Annotated in this window: 19 protein-coding genes and 1 other RNA gene; 13 read left to right on the forward strand and 7 right to left on the reverse strand. The window is 31.4% G+C overall.

Going from position 1 to position 26,301, the window contains the following annotated elements; genetic code table 11:
• Positions 1 to 25 precede the first annotated feature (25 nt).
• The 3 genes from ACOQOS_RS08650 to ACOQOS_RS08660 all read right to left on the reverse strand — a co-directional run bounded on the left by ACOQOS_RS08650 (position 26) and on the right by ACOQOS_RS08660 (position 4,554).
• Positions 26 to 313, reverse strand: a complete 288-nt coding sequence (locus ACOQOS_RS08650; RefSeq protein ID WP_420574573.1) for a class I lanthipeptide — start codon at positions 311 to 313, stop codon at positions 26 to 28.
• Between the two features lie 101 nt (positions 314 to 414).
• Positions 415 to 2,220: a tetratricopeptide repeat protein gene (locus ACOQOS_RS08655; RefSeq protein WP_420574574.1), complete on the reverse strand. Its 1,806-nt coding sequence runs from the start codon at positions 2,218 to 2,220 to the stop codon at positions 415 to 417.
• A gap of 534 nt (positions 2,221 to 2,754) precedes the next feature.
• Positions 2,755 to 4,554: a helix-turn-helix domain-containing protein gene (locus ACOQOS_RS08660; RefSeq protein ID WP_420574575.1), complete on the reverse strand. Its 1,800-nt coding sequence runs from the start codon at positions 4,552 to 4,554 to the stop codon at positions 2,755 to 2,757.
• A 145-nt stretch (positions 4,555 to 4,699) separates the two neighbouring features.
• Here ACOQOS_RS08660 and ACOQOS_RS08665 point away from each other — a divergent pair, with 145 nt between their 5' ends.
• Entirely contained in the window at positions 4,700 to 5,674 is a 975-nt protein-coding gene (locus ACOQOS_RS08665) for a transglutaminase domain-containing protein (protein ID WP_420574576.1), read from the forward strand.
• Between the two features lie 76 nt (positions 5,675 to 5,750).
• On the opposite strand, the gene ACOQOS_RS08670 is transcribed toward ACOQOS_RS08665, so the two are convergent.
• Positions 5,751 to 7,049, reverse strand: a complete 1,299-nt coding sequence (locus ACOQOS_RS08670) for an ATP-binding protein (protein ID WP_420574577.1) — start codon at positions 7,047 to 7,049, stop codon at positions 5,751 to 5,753.
• A gap of 35 nt (positions 7,050 to 7,084) precedes the next feature.
• Positions 7,085 to 8,374, reverse strand: coding sequence for a sensor histidine kinase (locus tag ACOQOS_RS08675; protein ID WP_420574578.1), 1,290 nt, complete (start codon positions 8,372 to 8,374; stop codon positions 7,085 to 7,087).
• A gap of 193 nt (positions 8,375 to 8,567) precedes the next feature.
• Here ACOQOS_RS08675 and ACOQOS_RS08680 point away from each other — a divergent pair, with 193 nt between their 5' ends.
• The 7 genes from ACOQOS_RS08680 to ACOQOS_RS08710 all read left to right on the forward strand — a co-directional run bounded on the left by ACOQOS_RS08680 (position 8,568) and on the right by ACOQOS_RS08710 (position 15,363).
• A complete protein-coding gene (locus ACOQOS_RS08680) occupies positions 8,568 to 9,206 on the forward strand; it encodes a hypothetical protein (RefSeq protein ID WP_420574579.1) in 639 nt (212 codons plus the stop codon).
• 2 nt (positions 9,207 to 9,208) lie between these two features.
• Positions 9,209 to 9,505 carry a winged helix-turn-helix domain-containing protein gene (locus tag ACOQOS_RS08685; protein WP_420574580.1) on the forward strand — a complete coding sequence of 99 codons (297 nt, stop codon included), beginning with the start codon at positions 9,209 to 9,211 and terminating at the stop codon, positions 9,503 to 9,505.
• Between the two features lie 181 nt (positions 9,506 to 9,686).
• The gene (gene creD, locus ACOQOS_RS08690; RefSeq protein WP_420574581.1) at positions 9,687 to 11,063 is read left to right on the forward strand and encodes a cell envelope integrity protein CreD; all 1,377 of its coding nucleotides are present in this window, start codon (positions 9,687 to 9,689) and stop codon (positions 11,061 to 11,063) included.
• A 157-nt stretch (positions 11,064 to 11,220) separates the two neighbouring features.
• Positions 11,221 to 11,526, forward strand: a complete 306-nt coding sequence (locus ACOQOS_RS08695; RefSeq protein ID WP_420574582.1) for a hypothetical protein — start codon at positions 11,221 to 11,223, stop codon at positions 11,524 to 11,526.
• Between the two features lie 16 nt (positions 11,527 to 11,542).
• Positions 11,543 to 12,052, forward strand: coding sequence for an exosortase K (gene xrtK / locus ACOQOS_RS08700; RefSeq protein WP_420574583.1), 510 nt, complete (start codon positions 11,543 to 11,545; stop codon positions 12,050 to 12,052).
• Complete coding sequence (locus ACOQOS_RS08705) at positions 12,030 to 14,699, forward strand: MSEP-CTERM sorting domain-containing protein (RefSeq protein ID WP_420574584.1); 2,670 nt, start codon at positions 12,030 to 12,032, stop codon at positions 14,697 to 14,699. Before xrtK ends, ACOQOS_RS08705 begins: the two co-directional genes overlap by 23 nt.
• Position 14,700: 1 nt before the next feature.
• Positions 14,701 to 15,363: a DUF1361 domain-containing protein gene (locus tag ACOQOS_RS08710; RefSeq protein WP_420574585.1), complete on the forward strand. Its 663-nt coding sequence runs from the start codon at positions 14,701 to 14,703 to the stop codon at positions 15,361 to 15,363.
• Between the two features lie 34 nt (positions 15,364 to 15,397).
• Here the strand turns inward: ACOQOS_RS08710 and ACOQOS_RS08715 are convergent, their stop codons facing one another.
• Together ACOQOS_RS08715 and ACOQOS_RS08720 are read right to left on the reverse strand one after the other, a co-directional pair.
• Positions 15,398 to 18,658 carry a Calx-beta domain-containing protein gene (locus ACOQOS_RS08715; protein ID WP_420574586.1) on the reverse strand — a complete coding sequence of 1,087 codons (3,261 nt, stop codon included), beginning with the start codon at positions 18,656 to 18,658 and terminating at the stop codon, positions 15,398 to 15,400.
• Between the two features lie 93 nt (positions 18,659 to 18,751).
• Positions 18,752 to 19,957 (reverse strand): NAD(P)-dependent oxidoreductase, encoded by a 1,206-nt coding sequence (locus tag ACOQOS_RS08720; protein ID WP_420575140.1) that lies wholly within the window; start codon positions 19,955 to 19,957, stop codon positions 18,752 to 18,754.
• Positions 19,958 to 20,123: 166 nt separating this feature from the next.
• On the opposite strand from ACOQOS_RS08720, the gene ssrA reads away from it, so the two are divergent.
• The 5 genes from ssrA to ACOQOS_RS08745 all read left to right on the forward strand — a co-directional run bounded on the left by ssrA (position 20,124) and on the right by ACOQOS_RS08745 (position 26,293).
• Positions 20,124 to 20,520, forward strand: a transfer-messenger RNA (tmRNA) gene (ssrA, locus tag ACOQOS_RS08725).
• Between the two features lie 359 nt (positions 20,521 to 20,879).
• Positions 20,880 to 21,956 carry a hypothetical protein gene (locus ACOQOS_RS08730; protein WP_420574587.1) on the forward strand — a complete coding sequence of 359 codons (1,077 nt, stop codon included), beginning with the start codon at positions 20,880 to 20,882 and terminating at the stop codon, positions 21,954 to 21,956.
• A 14-nt stretch (positions 21,957 to 21,970) separates the two neighbouring features.
• On the forward strand, positions 21,971 to 23,158 hold the full coding sequence (locus tag ACOQOS_RS08735; protein WP_420574588.1) for a hypothetical protein: 1,188 nt from the start codon (positions 21,971 to 21,973) through the stop codon (positions 23,156 to 23,158).
• On the forward strand, positions 23,151 to 24,941 hold the full coding sequence (locus tag ACOQOS_RS08740; protein WP_420574589.1) for a hypothetical protein: 1,791 nt from the start codon (positions 23,151 to 23,153) through the stop codon (positions 24,939 to 24,941). The genes ACOQOS_RS08735 and ACOQOS_RS08740 overlap by 8 nt, the downstream gene beginning before the upstream one ends.
• Positions 24,938 to 26,293 carry an SH3 domain-containing protein gene (locus ACOQOS_RS08745; protein ID WP_420574590.1) on the forward strand — a complete coding sequence of 452 codons (1,356 nt, stop codon included), beginning with the start codon at positions 24,938 to 24,940 and terminating at the stop codon, positions 26,291 to 26,293. The genes ACOQOS_RS08740 and ACOQOS_RS08745 overlap by 4 nt, the downstream gene beginning before the upstream one ends.
• Positions 26,294 to 26,301: the final 8 nt, after the last annotated feature.

A 26,301-nucleotide genomic window follows, 5' to 3' on the forward strand; every position in this document is an offset into this window, starting at 1 on the left:
TTTAAAATCCTTTCACGCTAATTATTTAATCACGTTTTGTATCTCCGTCAGCTGCTCCACAATAATCAGTTACTCCTGAACGAGTTGGTGGACGTGTACAAGAAGTATTACACGAAGTACATGTTTCATTTAACGTTTCATTATCACAGCGATTTGTACCACAACGGTCTGTAAGACATGTATAACCATCAACAGATACGATACGTGTATCTTCATTTTGTATAGTTCCACCAATAATGTTTGTCATTTTATTAAACGATACAACCGTTGTTTTTTGGAATTGTAATTTTGAGGAGAATTCTTTTTTCTTCATAATCATATTTGGTTTCATAAGTTATGTTCAAATATAAAACCAGAAGTGGTAGATTGAGCAAAAAGCATCTTATAATTCATAAAACCAGAGAGTAAAAAACATTACTCAACATTCTGATTATCAAGATTTTTAACATAATACGACGGATATAATCCTGTTTTATTTTTAAAAGCTCTTGAAAACGATTCTGAACGGTTAAATCCTATTTCTCTGGCAATAGAATCAATGGTATATGAGCGAAACTTTTTATCTTCTTTTAAACGTCTTATGGCATAATTGACACGTAAGTCTGTAATATAAGCTGTAAACGATTTTCCTTTATGAGCGTTTACTAATTTTGATAAATAGGAAGTATTTGTTTTTAACTTTTTTGCTACTTCATTTAAACTACTATTTTTACTCAAGAATAATTCTTTGGTTTCAAAATTTTGTAGCTTTTTAAGCAATCGTTCTTTGGTTTCATCTAAAATTTCAACTTCTTTGACTTCTTGTGCAATATTGGTTTCTGCTTTTTCTTTAACTTCAATAACTATACTTGCCGGTTCGGTTGTATTTATTTTCTCAGCAATTTCATTTTTTTCTCGTTCTAAATTTTTAAGAATTTCAGCAAACTTTCGTTGATTATTCTTTTCTCGATTCTTGTAAAAGAAAATTAGAGAAACTATAATTCCAATAGTTAAAAAAGCACTTATGTATAGTACGTATTTTGTTCGTTTTGAGTCTTCTTGAGATTGATCTAACTCTTCTTTTAATGTTTCTAAATCATATTTTTTAATAATCTCTGCTGATAAACTCTCCTGTATTTTATCATTCTCCTTATAGATTTCACTTGCCTTCTCATAATATTTTAAACTGTTTTCTGTATCATTAATTTCTTTATATGATTTTGCTAGAAGCACGTACACTTCTTCCAAATAAATAATATCAGTACCATTTAATTTTTCTCTACTTTCAATATCTAGTAATATCTCTATTGCTACATTATAGTTTTTTTGAAAATAATGCATTTTAGCTTTATTAAGCTTAATAAGAGGAAGTTGTATTAAAGTATTTTCATCTCTTTTAGTAATTTCTACTGCTTTGTCTAAGTAATTATTTGCTTCTTCATAATTACCATTTGAATTAGCAATTTCACCTAAAAAATTATAAAAGTAAACACTAGCTCCTTTATCATTAAATTTTTCACTTAACTCAATTCCTTTATAACAGTAACTAGCTGCTTTCTCATAGTTTTCTATTCCTATGTTCGCTTTAGACAACGCTATGTATATATTTACATGTATATAGTTAAAATTTAATGTTTTTTCGTTTTCAACAATTTTTAAAGATTCTTCTAAAAGTTTTATCGCACCTTTTCTGTCGTTCACTTCGAGTTTTAGTAAAGCAATATTTTGCATGACTGCTAATTGTCGTGCTCTGTTATCGGCTTTTTTAGCAATCTTTAATACTTCTAGGTAATACTCCATTGCTTTCTTATAAAATCCAAAATCGTAATAATAAACACCTTTATTTATCAATGAAGACATAATCAAATCATCATTGTTTAGTGTTTTTGCAATGGTATACGTTGAATCTAAGTAAGCTATTGAAGGCTCTAAATTCATTTTGTTTCGTTCCCATTTAGCCAAAGAGTTATAACCCCAAAATTGCGTTTCTAAGTCTTCCGAAGAAATCATCATATTTTTTATGTACGCTACACTTAACTTTGATTTTGTAGAATCTTGTGAATATTGTCTTGCAAATAGCCTTGCAAACTCTTTCGGCTTCAATTTTTGCAAAGAGACTATAAATTCTTTTTCATTAAATTTATGAATAGGATCTTGCAAATTATCTTGCGCAAACAATTGTCCAACAATACAAAAAGAAAAAATGAAAAATATTACTGCTGCGTATTTTTGGAGGAACATGTACAGTTATGTTTTGGTTTTAATGCTATATAAAATGGTAGTATATCAAAAGTAACGGTTTTCCTGTAATTTAAGTATTGTTTTTGATGCTAATTTTATAGCTCAAAATTATAGATTTGAAGATTCCTTAAAAGAAATAAAGAATTTAAGTTCTTTACTATAATGATATAAAAAAACCCTTCAAATAGTTGAAGAGTTTTTAAAAGTTTTCATATGTGTAATGTTAGTTTAACATCTGTCAAGAGTATCGACAGCTGTCAAGAAAGTCTTGCAATTCTCTCCAGGTATCGAATGTGGTTCCGTAGTTATTACGCATAAATAATTGACAGAAGGAATAAAATCACTGCCTCCACCATGTGTATCATTCAACTTTGACACACTAATTTTATTCATCTGCAGCTTAAGTTTTCTTTCTTTTTTCATAATCCTAAATTTTGTTTCATTTAATGTTCATTCAAATATAAAATAAAATGAATCGGAGCATTAAAATTGCTAGTCGTTATTTATAAATAACGACAAACTACCAATCACAATCTACTGTTTTTCAAGCTCTTTTATAAAATATGAAGGATACAAACCTGTCTTTACTTTAAAAGCTTTTGAAAAGGATTCTGATCTTTTGAAACCAATTTCTTGTGCAATAGCACCTATGGTAAATGATCTAAATTTTCGATCTATAGACAATCTTTCAATCGCATAATCAACCCGTAAATCCGTAATGTAAGCTGTAAACGATTTTTCTTTGTGTGTATTAATTACTTTCGATAAATATGTGGTATTGGTTTGTATTTTTTTAGCAACTTCCACTAAGGTACTTTCTTGACTTAAAAATAATTCTTTTGCTTCAAACTCTTCTAACTTCTTTAAAATTTCAGCCGTTTTTCCATCTATCTCGATTTGTTCTTTGATATTTTTTTTAGTCTTCTCTGATGGCGTTTTTGCTCTAGAACTTGAGGTTTCTTTAAGAAGTGGTTTTTCTTTTTGTAATTTTTCTTGTTGACGTTTTTCTTCTAATTGAGAAATTAAAGTATTGAATCGTTTTTTATTTTTTCGTTGTTGTTGTTTGTAATAAACAATTAAACTTATGATAACAAGAAACAAAAAAACAATTCCAAAAATATATAGGTATTTAGTCTGTTGCGATTTCTTTTCTAAAGAATTTATCTGTTCCTTCAGTTTATTTAGTGAATCTTGAGTAATACGAGAATTTATAATTGCTCTTGTCTTGTCATTTTCAGAATCAATATCTTTTGCTTTCTTAAAGTATTTGGTACTATTTTCAATATCTTCTATTGCTAAGTATGATTCAGCTAAGCCAACATAAAGTTCTTGAATACTTAAAAAATCTACTTCATTCTCTTGTAATAATCGTTCTCCTTCTAAAAACTCTCTAATTGCTTTTTCATATTTCTCTTCAAGGTAATAAGTCTTTCCAATATATAATTTTAAGAATATGTCTAAATTTATATTTCCGCCAGCTTCTTCAATAAGCTTTTTAGCATCATCAAATAAGTTATATGCTTTTTCAAAATCTCCATTATTAGAAGCTATTTCCCCTAAAAAAGTCTTAAAATACGCCTCTAAATCTTTTAGATTTACTTCTTTACTTATTTTTAGACCTTTTTGACAATACAGAATGGCTCTATTGTAATTTTCTAAATTAATGTATGCCTTAGTTAAACCTAAATATGTGTAAAGCTTTCTAATTATTAATCTACCATCATCAGAACTTTCTATTCTCTTTAAATTTTCAAGATATAATTCTATAGCACCTAAATTGTCTCTCGCCTGAATCTTGATCAGTATTATATTACCAGATGTAGCTATCTGTCTATTTAAGTCGTTTGTTTGCTTAGCTAATTCTAATGCTATTAGAAAGTTTTCTAGCGCTTCTTCATTTTTACCTCTTTCAAAATAATAAGCTCCTTTTTTATTGTAGGCTTGGTAAAGAAAATTTTTATTTCCAATTGCTGTTGCTTTTTGTATCACTATATCTAAATTTGCTAACGAAACAGCCAAATTATTTTCCTTGTTTCTCCATGTAGCAATCGCTAAATATGTTTCAATTTCTTCAACTTTATCCTCCGAATTCAAAAAGTTTGCTTTGAGGTATGAAACTGTCAAAGAAGCCTTTGTAGTGTCTACCTCTTTGTTATCATAAAAAATATCTAATAATTCATCAAAAGGTTTTCCTTCCAACGACTGCTCAAAAGCTTGTGCATCAAATTGCTTAACTTTATCAGTGTTTTGTGCTAATACAGTTGTTGTAAAACAATATAAAAGGATACACGTTATATGTATGCTCCATTGTTTGAAACGATGAGATATAGTCATATGTTTTGGTTGTAGTTGAATTTAGTGGGAATACTCAAAAATAAAAAATTTAATTTGTATTCTGGTACGTTCATTGCATTAAATATGTAATACATTTCGTTATAATGATACATATTTACATAATTGCTTAAACCCTTGTTATCTATTGAAAACGCGATTTCTTTTATTTGTTCTCTTAATTTGTAGCTTTTATCTAAGCGCACAAGAGTATCAACATGTCGATTCATTAGTCGACAGATATCCTTCATCATTTCAATCTGTTGAAGATTTAGCCAATCGTATTGAAAAAGATTTTACTACAGATGCCGATAAGGTACGCGCAGCTTATTATTGGATTGCCAATCATATTCAATATGATTATGAGAATCTACAAACAGGAAAAAGCAGCTATCCAACAATTAAAATTAAAGATTTTAAAAGTCAGGAAGACTATGAACGTCAATATTATGAACAATATGCTACTTATGTACTAACGTATAAAACTGGTGTGTGTTCAGGCTATTCACGTTTGTTATTTTTCTTGTGCGAACATATGAATATTAAAGCACAGGTTATTAAAGGAAATACGCTTAGGTATGTTAAAGATATCGGAAAGATAAAACGAGAAACTACACATGCTTGGAATGCTGTATATTTTAATGATCAATGGAATTTAATTGATGCCACTTGGTCTACAGGTAATGAACCTAATAAACCAAATCACTTCGATTTTACAGATGTGTATTTTTGTATTACTCCTGAAAAAATGATCTTAAACCATTTTCCAAAAGATCCAAAATGGCAATTGCTAAAAGTACCAAAAAGTAAAATCGATTTTTATAAACAACCTGTTTCATATACTGAGTCATTAAAAGCCAATGTCTCCTTAGACTCTTCAATAAAAGGAGTGATTAGAACAAAAACAAACGACTCTATCACACTTCGATTCAAAGAAATTGACACCACAAAGGTTTATTACTATAACTATGCAAGAGATAAATATGGTAAAAAAATAACGATTAGAAAAGACGGAAATGACTATATCGCGCGAATTCCTTTTAATGGCGTCAAAAGAGATCGTTTAATGCTTTTTAGTAAAGAAGCCGCAATGTTTGCTTTTCGAATTATTCCAATACGTTAGTTTTACGCTACAATTGAGATTTAAGTGCGCTAACGCTTGCCTCGAAATATTCTTAATTGTTTCCGTTCAAGGCTTTCTAAGCTTTTCCTGAAGTAGTTGACTTTGGAATGGTAAATACAAAAGTAGCTCCATTTCCTACTGAACTTTCAACATAAATGTTTCCTTCGTTGCGTTCAATGATTTTTTTAACCAAAGCCAGCCCAATTCCAATAGATTCAGTACCTATATCTGCTTCAAGTTTTTGAAAGAGTTCAAAGATTTTCCCATGATACTTCTCTGCGATTCCAGGACCGTTATCACGTATGGAGAATTGATGAAATGAAGCATTTACTTCATAACCAATAGAGATTTTAATTTGCTCTTTATCATTATGTTTGATTGCATTTCGAATCAGGTTTTGAAAAACTTGTATCAGCTGTGATTCATTAAAAACAACTCGCGGCAACTTTTTTTCAAGTGTAAACGTAATATTTTCAGCAGCATTCTCACTAATAATTCGTTTTACCAAAGTATGTGCATTGACTTCTTTTCCATCCTGATTTGGATTCATCTGTAAGGAATAATTTAAGATTCCTTCTACTAATAAATCCATTTGAATTACTTGTTTTTTGATGTGTTGTAAACTTTCTGTAGCAGCGTCATTTAATTGTTCGTCTTCATCTTCAGAAAGCCAATCTGTGAGTGTATAAATATTTCGCAAAGGTCTTTTTAAATCGTGCGAAACCACATAGGCAAATTCTTCTAAATCTTTGTTTTTTTCCAGCAATTCTTTCGCTCTATTTTCTAAACGAAACGTACGTTCTTTGACAACTCCTTCAAGGTTTATATTGATGGCTTCCAATCGTTTTCTATAGCGGATGAATCCATTTGTGATTAGAAAAGACAGTACAAAAATGATGCTTATGGTTAGTAAAATAGCACTTTCATAGATAATGTTCAAGTCAGACACATATACATAATATGCTAAATGCAATGCTTCTGTAGTACAATAAATTAATACCAATATTCGATTGCTTAACAATAATACTGAACCAAAAATAAAGACATAGGTGACCAACAAAATATCTAACGAGAAGTTGTTTATGTAGGTTGAATATGTTAGGTAGTGTTGAAACGCCATTGTAGATGCAAAAACAAACAAACCATAACTGAGTAAAATTCGCTTGCTTTTAAGATTAGGCATAATTCCGACTACCAAAAATAAGATTGCAAAGATGATATTTCCATAGAAAGGTAAAATAATATCTGGATTGTAATATTTCATAATTTCCAGATATAAATACGTACTTGGCGCACCAAGACATAGCGTAATACTGCTATTCCTAATTTCAAAAGGCTCTAACCGTCCGAGCGTTTTAAGTACGTTTTTAATCATTTAATTATGGGGCAATTCTTTTTTTATTTCTTTTTCTAGTATGATGAAGGAATGGTAAATATAAATTTGGTTCCTTGTCCAAGTTTACTTTCTACAGAGATCGTTCCGCCATTTCGCTCAATGATTTTCTTTACCAAAGCCAATCCGATTCCAATAGAATCAATTTCAGATTTCACTTCAAGTTTTTGGAACAGTTCAAAGATTTTTTTATGATATTTCTCATCAATTCCTGGTCCATTATCTTGAATTGAAAATTGATGATGTGTTTCTAAAAGTTGATAATCAATATGAATTTCTACATGGTCTTTGTCATTATGCTTAATTGCATTTTGAATCAAATTTTGAAAGACTTGTAATAATTGTGATTCGTTGAAGGTTACTTTTGGCAGGCGTCTTTTTAGATGAATCTTCACAGTTTCACTAGAATTTACAGTAATGATCCGATTGATCAGCGTTTGCGCGTCAACACTAGAAGCTGGTCGATCTTTGTCCATTTGCAAGGAATAATTCAAAATTCCTTCCACTAATAAATCCATTTGCGTCACTTGTTCTTTTATGAGTCGCAAACTCTCATTTGCTTCTTCGTTCAATTGGTATTCTTCATCATCTGTCAACCAATCTGTTAAGGTATAAATATTTCGTAATGGACGTTTTAAATCGTGCGAAACTACATAAGCAAACTCTTCTAAATCTTTGTTTTTACGAAGTAATTCTTTAGCTCTATTTTCCAAATCAACAGTACGTTGCTTGATGCGTTTTTCCAAATCTAAATTGACAGCTTCTAACTTTTTTCTGTAGCGAATTAAACCATTCATCACTAAAAAAGAAAAGATAAAAATTGTGCTCATGGAAACAAGAATGGCACTTTCCGACATTCTATCCAATTCAGAATAGTATACTCTATAAGCGAGATGAATTAACTGCGAAGAGCTAAAAATGATAACCAATAATCGGTTACTTAACAAAAGAACTGCTCCAAAAATGAAAACATATGTTACCAATAAATAATCTAAAGAAAAATTATTAATTGCAGTTGCATACGTAAGATAATATTGAAAAACAATCAGTGGAATAAACGTAATCCAACCGTATGCATCATTTAAACGTTTATTTTTTAGATAAGGAACTAAACCTACCAACACAAACAATAGAGAAAATACAATTTCACCATAAAAAGGAATATGCAAATCAGGGTTGTAATACAACATGATTAATACATAAATGTAAGTGCTGGGACCAGAAAGTAGGAATGTTAGACTACTATTTTTTATTTCAAAAGGTTCTAATTTTCCAATATCTTTTAGATATTTTAAAACTTTATCCAAATAATTAATTTTATGTTAAGATTTTAAAGTTATGGAAATGATTCTAAAAAACAGAAAATCATCCATAATATATTGTATGTGATCTACTTTTAACGAAAAATCCTTTCATTTAGTTCAGAAAAAGTATAAAAATGATTTTTTATTTGCGGAAGTTGTCATTTTTATTTTACTTTGTATTTCAAAGTACTTTACTATGACATCATCAGACTATCTAAATGACATTAAAGAGATTAAAAATCTCATGAATAAATCTTCTCGATTTATTTCCTTAAGTGGACTTTCGGGAATTATGGCAGGAATTTATGCATTAATCGGTGCTTGGTTTGCTCGCCAAGAATTGCTAAAAGTGTATGAAATGAAAAGTCGTTTGTTTGAAAATAGACAATATACAGGTTCAAGTGATGTGACTATTAAATTGATGATGATTGCTGCAGTGGTACTTTTTTTGGCTATTGTTACTGGAATTATTTTAACACGACGCAAAGCACAAAAAAACGGAGAACGCATGTTCGATAAAACTGCCATCAAACTACTCATCAATTTTTTGATTCCGTTAGTCACTGGAGGAATTTTTGCTTTGATTTTACTACAAAAAGGATTTATTGGATTTGTAGCGCCCGTAACACTTATATTTTACGGATTGGCTTGTGTAAACGCGAGTCAGCATACTTTTGGACATGTAAAGTATTTGGGACTTGCAAATATCATTCTCGGATTAATTTCCACACAATATGTAGGATATGGATTGTATTTTTGGGCAATAGGATTTGGTATATTTCATATCATTTATGGCGGATTAATGTATATCCTTTTAGAACGAACAGCTAAGTAATTGTGAGTATCATAACCAATATTAATAAAGCATTTGATCACCGAATTCGTTTGGGCATTATGTCGATTCTGATGGTGAATGAATTCGCCGATTTTAAAATGCTAAAGGAACTCTTGTCAGTCACCGATGGAAACTTGGCAAGTCATGCAAAAGCACTTGAAAAAGTGGAATATATTAAAGTGGAGAAACAGTTTATCGGGCGAAAGCCAAATACACGTTATAGCGCAACACCACTGGGTAAAATTGAATTTAAAAAGCACATAGAAGCTTTAGAACAATTAATTAAAAAAAGCGAATAATTACAAAATTCACACAAATACTAATTCACTAGAAACACTTACTAAATGAAGTTAATTTTCAACATAAAAAACGCAGTACTTTGTACAAAAGAAACAACTAGGCTTTACTCCTAGCAATTAAAGAACACTATTTTTTTATCCACTTACTTTGAATTTCAAAGTACTTTAAAAACTAACGAAAATGGAAGAACATCAAACAAACACAAACAACAACAAGAAGTTTTCTACATGGTTCAAAACTTCTATTACCGCACGAATGCTTGTCATGGGATTATTGGTCTTATTACTCATGATTCCACTTAAACTGATCCAAGAATTGATTCAAGAACGAGAAAACAGACAAATCAGTGTCGTTAATGATATCAATCATAAATGGGGAAATCAAATTATTATGTACGGACCTATTTTAAAAGTACCGTATAAAACTTTTGAAGAAACCTCAAAATTTGATAAAGAAACACAAAAAACGTTCAAAGAACGTCGCACAATTGTTAAGTATGCTTACTTTTTCCCAGATCAATTAGATATTGCTACAGATGCGGAAACGTCCACGAAAAAGCGAAATAATTTTGAAACAGCAGTCTTCACCGCTAATATTAGTGCCTCTGGAAATTTTACAGCTCCCGATTTTTCCTTGAAATCTATTGAAGACAAAAATATTATTTGGGAAAAGGCAACTTTGGTGATTCAGACCACGAATTTGAAAGGTTTGAAAAGTGAAGTGAAAGTAAAGCTAAACGGAAATGATTACAGCTTTGAGACCAATTTTTCTAATAAAAACAAGAATTATCCATATTTAGACGAACTAGAAAGTTCTTATTTATCTTTAAATGACATTCCAACAACAAAAGCGCATGCATTTAATTTTGAGTTGATGTATAATGGAAGTGAACGTGTTCAATTTATTCCTATCGGAAAGGTGACAAATGTGATGATAAAATCCGATTGGAAAGATCCAAAACATATTGGAAATTTTACTACGCAGAGCGAACGTACTACTGAAAATGGCGGTTTTGAAGCCAATTGGAAGATTTTAAACACAAATCGTTCGTTTTCACAGCAGTTTTTTAAAGTATTGCCCAATTTGACACAATACGCAGTAGGAACTAATTTTATTTTTCCTTTAGACGAGTATCAACAAAGTGATCGTGCTGCCAAGTATGGTTTTCTCGTAATCGGATTGACGTTTTTAGTCTTTTTCCTAATTCAAACCTTGAGCAAAATTCACATTCATCCTTTTCAATATTTAATGATCGGAATTGCATTAGTTATGTTTTACACCTTGTTAATTTCTATCTCAGAACACAGTAGTTTCTTAAAAGCATATCTCATTGCAGGAATTGCGGTTATTGTGATGATTACGCTGTATTCTAAATCTATTTTAAAAAATTGGAAGTTTCCACTATTTATAGGAACTGCATTGAGTGCTTTATACAGTTTTATTTTCGTGATTATACAAATGGAAAACTATGCGCTACTTGTAGGAAGCATTGGGTTATTTATGATTCTAGGAATTGTAATGTATGTATCTCGAAAAATTGATTGGCAGCAAGGTTAACGATTATAACATTTTAAAATTCACAGATAATACTACAAATTTAAACAAAGATTGATTAGTTAGTTTGGTGAGAAAACGATTCCTGATTTTTTGGAATACGAGCGCTAAAAAATTGGGTTTCGTTTTCATCTATTATTAACAACAAAATACACAATACATGAATATTCCATTTATATATAGATTGCTAAAAACCGCTAAAATCACAGCAATTTCAAGCTTTTTAGGCGGCACTTTTCTATTGATTGCCTATTTCTATTTTTCAGGCGCAAGTTTAATTTTAGATTTAGGCATTTATTATGCATTACTCACATTATTGATAAATAGCATTTTATTTTTCACACTTTACATCACCTTAGTTCACAGCAAACATCGACGTGAAAAGATTTTTAAATCATTAGTACTCATGATTATCAATATTCCAATTGGTTTATGCTACATAGGCGTTATTATGAGTTACCATTAATTGTAAACACTAAAAGATGAAAAAGTTACATATTAAAATAGGTTTTATCCTTGGATTAATTTTCTCTTTGAAAGCACTTTATAGCATTTCCACATTAGCCGTTTTAAAATGGTTTATGTATCCTATGATTCCTTTTATTGAATTGTTTACCAATACAAACTTTCAATGGATTCCAGAAGTTGGTTTTAGTTCTCCACTGGGAATTATTATTGAAAAGTCATGTGCAGGCGGTAATTTCTTTATTATTTGCTTTGCTTTTCTATGTTTTAAGTTGTGCAAGTTTGAAGCTATAAAACCTACGTTTTTACGCGTGTTATTTTTAGGAATATGTAGTTACCTCATCATGCTTGTTGCCAATACTGCACGTATTATAAGTGCTATGAAGTTAGCCGAATGGGATTGGACGCATCAATTTATTGATCCTAAAAATGCACATTTAGCGCTCGGAAGCATCTTGTACATTTTCACTTTACTTGTTATTAATCATTTTATATCACCAAAACATGTTACCATTCAAACTACATAAGACACTTGGGTATTTTATTTCTTTAATTATACCACAACTATTTCTCGGTTGGTTAGTTAATGATGCTTTCAACACACCAGAAGGAAATACATTTTCTTTTTCAGGTTTAGCATTTACCTGGGGAATTTTGATTCTCTTGTTTTCAGGATTAATTCTATTAGAAATCAAACAAAAAATACAAACTTGGATTTTACCTTGTACCATTTTAGTTTGCTATACTATTCTGTTGCTTTCTTTATACGAGTCACATTTATTTTTAGAAATTCCACGTATCAAATCAACAAGTATTAATTATGAAATTATTCCTTTATACTTAACGGTTCCTGGGATTTTTCATGCTATGATCGATGTTATTTTTAAATATTTCCCACCAAAAGGAGCACGCTCTGAAAATGCTCAAAATTTTGCTTTCTCCGTAATAATTCCGTTGACAACCTATTTATTTATAATGGTGATTTTTCCTTTTTTAAATGGAGCAGTAAACTTGAGTTTCCATATTGAAATATTTATATCAAAAATATTTATCTGTGTCGCGATTGCATCATTTTTGTTTTTCTTTTTGCGTTTTGTGCTCGGAAATATTGTTGGAAAAAGCATCAATTCCAAAAATCCATACATGCTTATATTTTTTGGCACTATGTTTCCATTTATTGGACTTGTATTGAATGCAAATCTTCAGATTTTTGGAGATTTTAATTATATCATAGTCTACATTGCATTCGGAATAAATGCACTCGGTTTATTTTTATTGGTTACTGATGCTGTTTTAGCAAAATTTATAGGTTTTTTATGTACTTCATTTGGAGTTCCTATTGTTTTGTATTTCTTCATCATTTTCTTACCATATATTCCTATCGCCTTTGTAGCATTACTAGCTTTGTTTGCTGGTGTTTTGATGCTTACGCCGATTATTTTAGCGATGATACAGTATCATATTATGTCTAAACAATTTTCTGTAATTGCGAAAACTTATGGTAAAAAGAAAGTGATACTTTGGAGTTTGGTTTGTATGACAATGCTGCCGATGATATTTGTTGGGTTTTGTATAGATCATAGAAATTACCTCAACGATTTAATTGCGGAAACTGATCAATTTGATGCTTCAGATAGAAACTACAAAGAACATGATTCAGAAAAGATCACATATATTTTAAATGAGATGAACAAGAGTAATCGTAGACTTTCTATAGATACGTTTGAAGGAAGATTGCCAATTTTGTCTATTTTTTATGATTGGTATGTGTTTGATAATTTGCAAGTTTCTACACAAAAAACAGAAGAAATTCAACGTTTATTTTTAGGAGAACAAACATTTCCTTGGTCTTCGTATATTCCACCGCAAAAGCTAAATGCTAAAGTTACGTATACACACAAAACAAAATATGTTGCAGATGGTGACTTTTATAAAACACAAGTAGATTTATCAATCACCAATATAGATAGTGTTGGCATGCGTGAGTTTAGTAGTAACTTCACCTTACCAAAAGATGTATTTATTACAGATTATTATTTGGATATTGAAGGTCGTAGAACCGCAGGAATTTTAGCCGAAAAGAAAGCTGCTAATTGGATTTACGAACAGATCACGACACGAAGACGCGATCCAGGAATTTTACAATATGTATATGGCGATGTATTGTCTTTAAAGATTTTTCCGTTTCGAAAAAATGAAACACGTACTTCTGGTTTCACCTTGTATCATAGAATTCCAGTACATTTTTCTATTAATGATACGCCTATTGATATTGAGGTAGAACCTTTGGGAGAAAGCGTAACAGAACTGAGTCCGAACACATTTTATGTACCAAGTAGCATTAAAGAACAATTGCCAAAAGTACAATCACCAGTGAGTTATTATTTTATGGTTGACAATACCACAAAAGGTGATGCATTTAGAGAACAATTTCAAGAAGACTTTTCCAGTTTAACCAAAGAAATACAACAAAAAGCACAGGTTTTATATGTAGATGCCGATGTAAATTGGGGAAAACCTACAGCACCAAAAGCTTCTGGATTTAACTATAAGAAAGCTATTGCACAGATTCAGTATGCACATCGCAATCAAAAAAGCATTCCGTATGTCGTGGTATATGCGCCTTTGGGAAATCGTCATGTTGGAAAATATAGTTCTTGGGAGACTGAAAAAGCGTTTCCTTATCATAATTTGATTGAACATTCACATTGGGATAAAAAGATTCCTGAAACTATTGAATTGGTTGAGTTCTCTCGAAATGAACAATCGCGCTTTTTACATAATAATTCACAACCTTCTTTGGTAAGTTTTGATCATAAAGCCACTTTAGATTTTGACTTTTCAGGAAGTCCGTTTTTAAATGCTTTGCAGTTACGTTTGTTTCATGATTTAAATGATTTGAATCCGAAACGAAAAAAAGAACATTGGTTACAAGGATTACGAGAAAGTTTTGCTCAAAATATTTTAACGCGTAGTACTACTTTTATTTCTTTAGAAAACAAGGAACAAGAAGCACGTTTACTTCAAAAACAGAAAGAGATTATGGATGCTGACTATTCTGAAAAAGCTGGTAAAGAAACACGTCGTATGAGCGAACCATATTTTTGGCTGTTACTCGTATTTGCCATTTTTATGCTTAGAAAACATTTTTCACCTAAACAAATTCAGCATTAAGATGGAAGTACAAACTTTAAAATTGAATCGATTTTTAATATTAAATAGCATTTTTTGCATTGCTTTATTAATATTACGAATGTATGTTACTTGTAGCTTTTTTTATGGTTTTTTGGTTTGGAATTTATTCTTAGCCGTAGTTCCTTATGCGATTTCATCATGGCTTGTAGAAACCAATTGGCTTCGCAAACACACATTTCCTTTAGTACTAATTTTAGGAATCTGGTTGTTGTTTTTACCAAATGCTCCATATTTAATCACCGATTTGATGCATTTGCGACATTCACGATCTTCTCTCCCATGGTTAGATCCTTTTATGTTGTTCGCGTTTGCTTGGAATGGTCTGTTTTTAGGAATCTTATCTATGCATCAAGTGTTTCGTATTTTGACTGATAAATGGAATATTGTTGCTGCGAAACGCATCTTATTTGTCGTTGTATTTTTATGTGGATTTGGAATTTACTTGGGAAGATTTCAACGTTGGAATTCCTGGGAATTATTTAGCAATCCTATTATTTTACTACACGATTGTTTGGCTTCTATTTCTGATCCTTCACGTAGAGTAAGAACGTTAGGAATTACTTTAAGTTTTGGTAGTTTTCTTTGGATTCTTTTCTTTACACTACATACATTTTTACCTATAAAAAAAGCATCTCGTAATTGAGATGCTTTTTAAGTTCGATATTCAGTTTATATAACTAACAACTAGAATCTACAATGAGTTCAATAGAACCTACGCTGAAACATCCTGTTGCTGGATCTTCTACTCTAAAATAAATAACTTGTACGTTTGGATTAATGTTTGTGTACGAAGGTATTAACTGGTTTACATCTATAAAAGCATCTTGCTCTGTTTCATAAAAACTCACTACTAAAGATGCATTTGCTTGTACGATATCTGGAGTTAATTGAGTCAATTGAAAAGTAGCAGTGCCGTCTGCATCTCCATCACAAGCAGTCAAACTCAATCCAGTTGGCGCATTTGGAGTAACATTTACTGTACAATATAATAACGACACTTGTTGTAATGTTAAAGTATCATCAGCAATTCTAACATATAATGTTACATTATCAGCAACCTCATAAGGAGAGCTTAATGCATTCGTATTTGCTAGTGCATCAGCTTCTGTTAAATGGTATGATATAAATGTGAATCCATTTGGTCCATTAGAGAAATAATCATTCATACTTGTAAGATCTATCAATGCAGTACCAGTACTTGGGTCTGCACAAGCATTTATTTCTCCTTGAGTTGGATATTGAGCAGTATCATCATCTGTAATCACAACTTCAGATAATACATTTCCATTGGTTGTACTTCCTGAGGTAACATCACCTGAAATAAAGAAGAATTCATCTTGCTCTACAGTTGTGTCATCAACTATAGGAATAATAAAATCTATAGAAAGAGAACCTGCTGGAATCGTAACTGATGCTGCTGTAGTCACATAATCATCTGGAGCTGTTGCCGTTTGATCTGTTGTTTGTAAAAAGACTACAATATCTTCTGTACTTGTTTGATCTATACTTAAGGTAACTGATGCTGTACCATCTGCTTCATTTACAACGCCGCCTGAAAGCGTAATTGTTGGTAAACCAGCATCGTTGTCATTATCAACAATGTTCATTATAAATACATTATTACTAGAACCATTTGAATTTCCGCTTGTAATTGCAGCTTGTATTAAAAGTGTTTCTGTTCCTTCCGCTATGGCGTCATCAATCACAGTGAATTCTAGTGGTGCAGTTGGCGTAGTTTCTCCTGGAAGATACGTTAGTATGTTACTTGTATTTGTAAAGTCATTATTATTATCAGCTGCGATAGACACTTCTACAGTTGTTTCTATGCTACTTGGCGTTTCTAATTCTACATTTACAGTAAAAGTTCCAACATCTTCCATTACAGATGATGGTCCAGAAACAGCTACTGTAGTGTTTACTGGTAACGGATCTAGCGGATCATTTGGATCACTTGTTCCATCTGGCACACGTACTGTACTTGGATTATCTACTCCTGTCAATTCCTCACAATCAGTAAGTCCATCTCCATCTGTATCTTCATAACTCCAATATAAATATACAGTTCCAATAGCAGATTGTCCAGATGCTATATTTGTCGCTGTTACAAATATCATTTGCGTATTACTTGTTAAATCGGCAATAGATACTGCAAAAGGTGAGCTTAATTGACCTGTTCCAGCTGCTGCATCTGCTTGTGTTAAGTAGAACGCGTAAGTATGTAAGTCGTTTCCATAATCTGAAATAATTGCATCAAGATCAAATAATACAGGATCACAATCAACACCTAAAGCTTCTACTGAAAATACAACAACATCTTGTGAATCTAGGTAATCTGGAATTTGGTCTCCATCACTATCATCATTTCTTGGATCACCATCGCCATCATAGTCTTCATCAGCAGTATTCACTCCATCACCATCATCATCAGCATCCAAATAGTTTGGTACACCATCTTGATCTGTGTCATCATTTGTTAAATCATTATCGCCATTTACATCTTCAAAAGAATCAAAAATACCATCTCCATCTGAGTCAACAAGTCCAGTACAGGAGCTAAGTGTTCCTAAATCTAACGTTGTTTCACCAGAAAGTGTTCCTTCAAATACTTCAGTAACTTCATTATTTGCAACGTCTATACCTTTTACAGAATACGCAATGGTTCCACAATAGTTTATGGTATAGTTTATAGTTCCATCAGTTACAGGAATAATTTCTGAGTTTCCATTAATAAATAATTGAATATATCCATCAGTTACATCATTTCCATCACATGTCATAAATACACCAGATAATGTTGTTGAGTTTTGATTTGATGAAACGGTGATTGTTATGTTAGTATCACTTGTGTAAGGACCTATAGTTGTAGTAAATGGTTCGTTTGCACAAGATGACCCTGGAACAGTAACATTCAGTTCTACTCCAGAAGGTACTAAACCACATTCTTGACCCGAACTATTTGTATATCCATAAGTTCCTGCCGCATTGAGTAATTCTGTTTGTAATTGTAACCAAGTGTATGGCAATGGCGCGCCTGATTCATCTACCAATGTTATGCATAATGTTACGGTATCGTATGGAATATCAATATTCCAGAAAGAAAAATGGCTTACATTTCCAACATATCTGTCTCCTTGCAATGTTGCTTCTCCTTCTTCTATCCAATATCCTTGTTCTTGATCAAAGTGCCATAATGGAACTGTTGCTGGAGGATTTATAGTATTGCTTGCTACTGGTAATGAAATTTGAGAAGAGCTTCCTTCTGCCAATTGTAATTCTTGACCAGACATGCTTTGAAGTTCTACGGCTAACATCCCGTATGTTTCTAACGTTACTGCATCTCCGCTAGCATCTTGTGCAAATAACATTCCTGGCATCATTGCCTCCATGTTTTCATCATCCGGACTTAAGTGTTTTACAATTACTTGCACTTCGCCATTGTGTGCTGCTCCACTTGAAGTTATAAAGTTCCCTTCAAATGTTACAGATGTTCCATTAGGTAAGTTTACTGTAGAATTTTCTCCAGAATTTACAGTGGCGATCACATCTTCCTTCAATAACATGATTTCTACACGATTTACATCAGTTGTAGATGGAATTAAAGCTCTAGAACCTTCAATATAACCGCTTTTTTCGGCTGTGATGTAGGCAAATTTTTCAAATGCTGTTGCATCAGAAACAGAGAATATTCCAAAGATGTCTGTAGTTGCTACTGTATTTCCAATTCGGATTGTTGCTCCTTCAACTGGTTCATTTTGTTCGTTTATTACACGGCCTAAAAATCGTGCAGAAACCATTGAACCAAAGTTTTCTTCAAAGTTGATTGGTGTTACGGGTTGTTCTTCTTCCGCAGTAACTTCTGGCAATACATTGTCATCATTTTCACAGGAAAATGTACACAATAGTAGTAAACAGAGTAGAGATAATAGAGATTTCTTCATTGCTTTTTGATTAGTTTGTTTAGTTATGTAACAATCAAATCACAAATATTCCCACCTATCTAAAAAAAATCTTACAAGAATTATTGCAAATAATTACTTTCCGTTTACGTAATCTTGTAAATATGAATAGCGTTCCGTAAGTTTCCCATCTGATGTTGTCATTCGCGCTCTCGCTAAGACTCCATCTTTATCTCCATTATAAAATGCTGGAATCACATGTTGTAAAAACATGTCTCCAAAACCTTCACTAGCATCTTTTGGTAATTCACAAGGTAAATTATCAACAGCCATGACCGTAATTGCATTTTCTGCATTAAAAGCGACTTCTCTTTCGCTTTGTGCATCATATCCATAGAAAGGATCAGCAATCGTTGAAGGGCGAATAGTACTTGCTACAGGTCCATCAATGTCACATGAAATATCAGCTACTAAATTAATGTTGAAGTCAGGATGTTTGGCATCTTCACGTGTGAATAAATAAGGAGCTCCATCACCGTAAAAATGACCCGCGATAAAGAAGTCTGTTACTTTAGCGTATGGCATAAAGTTACTTTCATAACCGCTAGGATCTTTGTAAAATTCGTATTTATCACCTGCTTTTCCGTCTGTACGTTTGTTGTATTCCATCACATCGATCATACAATAGACTGGTTCTGTAAAATCTGAAGTTAAATATACAGTATCTGTGACTTCTTTAATTCCTAGGTGATCTAGTATTTCTTTTGCTCCATAGGCAACTTTTCCTGTTCCTGATAAAGCAATTTTTATATTTGGAAGTGTTATTTTATCTAATTCCGCTTTTACGGCATTTAGATCTGGAAGATTTTCAACTTTTGGAAGTTCAAATAATTCATCTCGCAAACCTAAAGCACGAAAACCATTGTAAGCTCCAACTAAACCTGCATAACGACCAAAACCGATCAAGCGTCCACCATTTGCTTTTGTGATGACTTCATGATCGTACATTTCAATATTTTTGGCTAACATTGCTTGTAGTAACTTGCGATTGTAAGGTTGTTTTTTTATCGTATGCGAAAAGTAGAAGTATTTTTTGTTTGGAATTAAATGATCAATAGGAACTTCTTTTACTCCGATCATTACATCACAATCTGACACATCATCAGTAACTTCAAATCCTTTTTCTGCGTAAGCGTTATCTTGAAACACACGTATATCTGAAGCTTCTACTTTAAATATTGCTTCTGGAAATTGTGTTTTCGCTTCTGCAAGTTTTTCAGGAGAGAATACCACACGTCTGTCTGGCGGATTTTTACGTTCTTTGATGATGGCAAATTTCATAGGTTTTTTTTGATTTACAGCAGTATTTACTACTGACACAGTTAATTTTGGTATATTTTTTGATTTAAAAATAGTAGTATTTAGAACAAAAAACACAAAACTATTAAAAATTGTGTTATGTTTGCTGTCCTTTTTACAATTTAAAGTAAAAGTTCTTTAACATATTGGGGTCGACTGGTTTTGACAGCGAGTCGAATTGAAGTGTAAGCACGTCGAGCGCTGAGAAATAGCTCGTAAATCTCATATTTCACACTTTTTAAATGGCGAGAATAACTACGCTTTAGCTGCATAATCTGAATTATAGTAAGATTAGCCTCGTTTCCGTAAGACGGAAAGGCTGAATGTCTCCTGGTAGCCCTTGTTGATGGCGACCAATTTAGAGACACCATAAAAGTCAACATCGAGACTACGTAACTTCGCCGTAGTTTTTACAACTAAGAAGATAAGCTAGTAGTGGGCGGTTTTTGGTCAGCTATTAGTCGAAAATAAAACAAGAACTAAGCGTGTAGAAAGCATTTTAATTGCTTGTTTGGACGAGAGTTCGATTCTCTCCGACTCCACATTTAACGCCCTAAAACATTAGTTTTAGGGCGTTTTATATTTTGGGTGTCGATATAGGTGTAGTAAGAGTAATTTTAAGCACAATTAAACCTCATCTTCAATGTAATCAATCTACAAAAAATAGAATAGCTATAATCCATTTACATCAAATAAAAAAAAACAACTTTCCATTTTTCAAAGCTTTCTTTAATTAATAATATTAAAAAAACGAACCTATTGCGGAAAACCGTAAGTTAATAAAGCTTCAGTAATCTACTTTTATAATGTATAAATTTTAGATAGAGTTTTAGGCACAGAATACCTTTAAATTTTAGTTTGTATCTGTACAATAGCTCTTCTGTCATAATCAATAAAACATCATATGGCTATAAACTACAAAACCAGAAATAACCCTAAAAAGTCTTCTGATAAACAAAGTATAGGTTTTAGAATTATATTTTTTGCTTTAAATTTTTTGCTAGTACCATTTAGTGCTATAGCTACTTATAAAGGTTATAAAGGATTCTTAGATGAGTATTTGGCAATAGTGCTAGCCGCTGCGACTGGTTTGTTATTTTTTGGCTTGAATTTCATCATCATGGAAAGAAGAAAAAAAGGAGAAAGTCATTTAAAACAATCTCTTGGATTTCTATTACCGCTATTGATTAGTTTTTTTGGAAACTTCACCTATTTCTATGGCAACCAAATGGAAGGAACACTTCTGGAAAAAGACTTGATTTTTTACTCCACTACATTGGATAAATCATACGAAAACGCTAAGTCAGGGTTAAATAATTCGACAGGATTGAATGATCTTGAAACAAAACTAAAAGCTGAATTAAAGCTCCTAAAATTTCAAATGGAAACACCTCCTAAGGGTTATGGTAAAGCAGCTAAAAAGAAGTGGCAAAATGTAATTCAGTTATTTAGCGATTATAATTTGAAATATAATGGTTCTTCATCAACTAGCATGACTAAAATTTACAATCAGAAATATAATAATTTTGAAAGTGCTGCTCTGAGTTATTTTACATCAATTAAAGATTCTAAACAATCTGACATCAATTCAAAATTAGCAGAATTGACAACTTTATATGAACCTGCGGGTAAAGCTGCTGATTCGCTTCTTAAATCTGGAAATGAAGAACTATTAAAATTGAATGGTGTTGATGCTATTAAAAAAATCAGAAAAGCAAATAATCTCATTGGAGAAAAAGCAGAAGGTTTTTTACCTGATGATTACGATTATGAAGAGTTAGGTGAGTACGAAGCCGTAAATGCAAAAAACATCAAATCAGTTTTAAATAGTGCTTTTGTTAGAAAAGATAACAACTCCGCAACCGTATTTTCTATTATTATAAGTTTAATCATTGACTTGGCTACACTTGGCTTTGTCTTTTTAGCGCTTTCATTTACCAAGAAAAAAACAAATACATACTCAGGACCTAGAAGCTTGTAATATATCCAACCATCATGATGCAGAAGAATAATAAACCAAAAATTCCATTAAATAGAAAGTCTATACACGAAATTGATGACGAGAAGAAAAAAAAGAAGGCTTCTGAAAATCAAAAATCTAATGAGGTTTCTTCAAATCCTTTTGAAGAAACCACTAAGGAAACTCCTATAAGCAATTCTTCTAATAATACATTTAATTCTCCTAGTGTAAACAACCCTTTTGAAGATGCTGCAGATATACCTGAAACAAATCCTTTTCGGGAAGATATAGCTGAAACAGATTCTTTTACTTCTAATGAAAACTCAGATACAATTTACACAACACAGAAAATAGAGAAACCTAGTGCTCCAAATATGGATTTAGTAATTGATCCAAATATGCCATATTTCTTTGTCTTTGGGAATTCAACAGCAGGGAAATCAGCCATGCTTGCAGGTTTATTGTACTATATTCAAACATCTAGAATAGGACAATTAAGATCACTCAGTTTAAATGAACATGAACATCATAGAAAGGGAGACTATATTTTAGGTGAGATGACAAAAAAAGTTCGAAGCGGTGAATTTATTGAAGGAACTCAAACCTTAGACCCAACAGAATTTGTATTTCCTACTGAAATTAATTTAGAATTTCAACCATACGAGAAACCTAATATGCCATTCTGTTTATTGGAAATGGCTGGTGAAGATTTAAAAGAAATTGAACTAAGAGATCAAGGACGTGCTGGTGGAGAATTTGATGAACGCATTAACTCATATTTAAAACATCCCGAATGTCAAATGATTTTCATTTGCGTAGTTGATGTCGATACTCCAGAAAATAGTGAAGATTTAATTAATCAATTTTTAAGATATATCCACAAAATTGGACATATTACAAATCCTGTTTTAATTACAATTAATAAGTGGGATAAAGTTGCAAGTCAATACAATAATGTAAAAGAATATTTAGAAGATAAACTTCCAATACTAACAAGCAATTTATTTGATGAAAATAGAGACATGGCATATATGAAATTCTCTGTTGGCAATGTATTTTCTGAAAATGGAAAGGATAAGTATAAATACAAGTCCGAAGATTCTGAAAAACTACTAAAGTGGATGTATTTCACTGCCACAGGAGAATCACTTGACCAAGAAGTTAAAAAATCTTCAGGGAAAAATATTTTCAAATCAATAAAAAATCTTTTTTCAAATGAGTAATATAGGATATGCTGTATTTGGAAGTCCAAAAGGTATCGCTGTAACTTCCAACGGATTGTTTAAAGAACTAAACTTGGATAAATCTTTGTATCTAAATAGTTCTCACATTTCTTTAGAAAAAAGACAACAAGTATTGATGCTTCGTCGTATTCCTTCAAGTCTCAACAATCTAGAAAGGAAAGACGCTTTATTGGTTGTGCTGTATGAGCAAGCATTGCAATATGGAGAAAATCGTCCAGGTGGTTTTGTAGGAAGTGCCATTTGTTTTAGAGGAAAAATACCAAATGCTGAAAAAATGATTTCAGGACTTCTATATCTTTTTTCTAAAATAAAGGAAAACGTAGATGAAAATAATCGTTTCAGAGCAATAGACAACTCCAATTGGAATATTAATTTACCTGACGCCAACAAAGAATTTGGGATGTTTAGTGAAGAACAAATGAATTACATTCCATTAACTGAATCTAGAAAAAATATTACAACAAGATTATCCAGTCTTGAAAAAGAAAGTGCGTTGGTATTGTCAAACTTCACTATCAATCATTCTTTGCATGAAGTAGATTATTTATATGCTAGCGACTCAATGAATGTAATTCAAAATTTGACACAAAAAGGCTTTATTCAAGCAGACGTTGCAACACTATTTAATTACAGTAGACACTTTGGTTATTATCAAACTAAAATCAACAATAAGAGTGAACGATTAAAGAATCTTGAACACAAATCTCATGCAATTGATACTAAAATAAAAAATGATACCAATGCAGTCAATCGTTTGGCAAGTGAATTAATTTCTAAACAAAGTAAAGTTGAAAAAATTGACCGTACTATTTTAGCTATTGAAGAAGAATTAAAAATAAAAAAACGAGAACTTCAAGAAGAAAAAAGAAACTTAAACGAAGCTAAAAGATTAGGCAATCCTCAACGTTATAATAATTCTTCTAAAACTTCCAGTAAAGACATAAAAAAACTTAATGAACTTAAACAACTACTAGCTTCCATAACCACTACAATTAAAGAACATACAAATTTTAAATTTACTGAAACAGAAGGTGTTGATAAGGAGGAAAAAAATGAATTCTTCGTAAAACATTACTTTGAAAAATTGCCTGAACGGAAAAGTAAAGCTAAAAAAAGAAATATCTTTCTATTAGGAATTCTACTTCTTTCTACACTCGCATTTTGTGGATTATACTTACTAGAATCCCAAAAAAACAACGCCATTATGGTTGCTGAAGGTGCTAAGAAAAAGGAAGCTGATTCCATAGCAAAAGTCAACAAAGAGATGCTTCTTGAGCAAAGAAAAAAACTATTTGCTAACATAAAAAAATACGAAAAAAACAGTAAAAGTGCTGATTATAAAGAATTCAGAAAACATGCTGAAATACTACTGGACAGCTTCGTTAACGAGGCATACAAAGAAGGTGATGAAGAGTTGAAATTTATAACAGAGTATTCTTGGGAATTTTGGGAGTTTGATTATACAAACACTAATCTGGTAAAAAGAATTGGTATTAAAGACGATACGTATTTTATAAACTTTAAAGAATATGAAATCAAAGATCTAAAAGCAAATATGCCATGGAAAGCTGATAAAAATCTAGAAACCTATTTAAATGAACATAATGATATTTATCAATTTTTAAATCCAAAAATTGAGAAAGACACAATTTTACTCGAAAAACACTATCAATGGATATTAGAAAAACATAATGGAAGTATTGATAACCTCAAGGTAGATAAAAAAATAAAACTTCCATTCTTTGATATACCAAAGTCATGAGAGATAATATAGGATACGCAATTTTCAAAAAAACTGACACATTTGTCATTGACGCAAATGGTATGCTTGAACAGCTCAAATTAGCTGACAATATATTCGTTACTAACATACCCGAACTTAAAGTTGGAGAAAAACGTATCTGCTTTCAGCGTATAGCTTCTAACAGACTTAAAAGTTCTATAAAAGATGCTATCCTTGTCACGAGTATTATTCGTGTAGAAAAAAATAATAGTGAAGGAATTATTGGAAGTGCTATTATTTTTAAAGCATTTCAAGTAAATGAACAAAAAATAATTGATGGTGTTGCATATTTACTAAACCAACTAAAAAGAAACTTTGAAGATGAATACAATTTAAGTGATACTAACTTAGGTGTTATTTTGCCCAGTGTTAATGGTAATTTCAACATTTTTAAAGAAGAATATCTACAACAAATTACTTCCAAACAAAATGTAAAATGTGTTGATACTACATCATTAGAAAAAGGAGAATTAGCAAAAACACTACATCATTTCTACACACATCCTGCACTCAATCATATAACTCATTTATTAGTAGTTTCAAAACATACGCCTGCTGTTGCATTTATGCAAAACGGATTTGAAAAAATTACTATTCAACAGCTAACTACTCCATCAAACAATCAACCAGAAAAAATAGCTTTAGCAACTTCTTATCAAAAGGAAAACACAGCTCTAAAAACCAAACTAACCAACACAGAAGCTGAAAAAGAAAATGCTTTAACTAACAAAAAAAAGTATGGCCTTTTTGCGATTATTTCTTTAATCGTAGCAATCATATTTGGAGTATTATATTTTACTAAAACATCAGAAAATAACATAAATGATTTTGCTTCTGCAACAGGGAATCTATATCCAGCAAAAGAACAAATTTATATCAGTCATCATAATTACAATGTAAATGTGAGAAGTTCTCCTATTTATGATGAAGATAATGATAATGTAAAAGCCGTATTATCAGATGGAGACGAGGTTACTTTATTAGGTTTTGACAAGCAAACGCTGTGGGCAAAAATTAGATTTAATGAAAATAGTGAAGTTGGATTCGTCTCCAACAAGCTTATTTCAAAAAAAATAATGCGTGACAGAGTTGAAAAAATTCAAAGAAAAGCAAAAATTAAAAACTTGTATTATGATATCCCAATTTATAATTCTCCTAAAGAGATTGGAGAAAGTGATGTTTACAAAGATAAATTCCAATATCTCCGAAGAAATCATAATATATATGTAAAAAGTAAAGACCTAAAGCTTAATTCATATAGCATAATGTATGAGAAAAATGGTAAAATTTTACATGGTTACATACAACGAGAATACTTCGAGTATCAATAATAACAAAA

It is taken from the genome of Kordia sp., from assembly GCF_965224175.1.
Classification (GTDB): Bacteria; Bacteroidota; Bacteroidia; order Flavobacteriales; family Flavobacteriaceae; genus Kordia.